Below are 1,240 nucleotides of genomic sequence, written 5' to 3'. Positions count from 1 at the left end.
CGTTTTGCGTGGTCGGCGGTTGAGTTTCTGGGCGACGTGTTCGAGGTCTTCGGCGCTGTGAACGGACAGGTCGGTGCCTTTGGGGAAGTACTGGCGGAGCAGTCCGTTGGTGTTCTCGTTCGATCCGCGTTGCCAGGGTGCGTGCGGGTCGCAGAAGTAGACCGGAACTCCGGTCGCGATCGAGAATTGCATGTGTGCGGCCATCTCGCAGCCCTGGTCCCAGGTCAGCGAGCCGCGTAGATGTGCGGGCAGGGTCTGGATCAGCGGAACGAGCACGTCACGGACTTCTTCGGCGGTGTGCCCGCCGGGCAGGTGTCCGAGCATGACGTAGCGGGTGGATCGTTCGACCAGGGTCACGATCGCGCTCTCGTTGCGGGTGCCGACGATCAGGTCGCCTTCCCAGTGGCCGGGGATCGCGCGGTCTTCGACCTCGGCCGGACGCTGGGAGATCATCACCATGTCGTCGACGAACCGGGGTGTGCGCTGGTCCGGTTTGCGGTGTGGTTTGCGGCGGGTGCGGCCGGTGCGCAGCGCGGCCGCGACCTCGCGTCGCAGCCCGCCCCGGGCCTGGAGATAGATCGCCTGGTAGATCGTTTCCGCACTCACCCGCATGTCCTCATCGTCGGGAAACTCGATGACCAGAGCCTGACAGATTTGTTCCGGTGACCACTGTTCCCGCAGCTTGTCGGCGACATAGCCGCGCAACGGGCCATCCTGGGCGAGTTTCGACCTCTTCGGGCGCGGCCGGCTTGCCGCCCAGGCCCGCTGAGCGTGGTGGGGCCGGTAGACACCGTTGACCGACCGCGTGTCGATCTCCCGTTTGACGGTAGAGGCCGGACGGCCCAGCGCCCGCCCGATCGCCCGGAACGACTCGCCCTGACGGCGCATGTCCGCGATCAGCTCCCGTTCGGTCACCGTCAAGTACCGGGGGTGCAAGGTGGCCTCGACCGCCGCGACAGACGGCTCCGAGGACACCGGGACGATGGTGGTCACGCCTGTCTTGTAGTCGATCCGGCGCCCATCCGAGTGGAGGCGCGAGTTATTGATCTTCCGGATCCCGCGATCCCAGTCCCGGGCGGTGCGTTCGTTGACCCCGACCCGCGCCGCGGCTTCCCTCTGCCGCACACCGGCCGCACGAAGCCGGTCGTACTCCGCCCGGCCCGGATGCCCGGACGTTCCCGACTTCCCCACACCCCGTAGACCCGCCCTGCGCGCCCACCCGTAAGCCGTGGCACGGTTC

The 1,240-nt window shown here is 67.7% G+C and carries 1 protein-coding gene; it reads right to left on the bottom strand.

Annotated features, from left to right (window positions below; all coding sequences use genetic code 11):
- Positions 1 to 1,125 (bottom strand): IS30 family transposase (locus tag H074_RS01150; protein ID WP_063705327.1); only part of this gene is annotated, 1,125 nt, incomplete at its 3' end.
- Positions 1,126 to 1,240: the final 115 nt, after the last annotated feature.

The organism is Amycolatopsis decaplanina DSM 44594 (assembly GCF_000342005.1).
GTDB lineage: Bacteria > Actinomycetota > Actinomycetes > Mycobacteriales > Pseudonocardiaceae > Amycolatopsis > Amycolatopsis decaplanina.
Note: the sequence above shows the minus strand (reverse complement) of the source record. Positions and strands in the feature narration are given on the sequence as shown.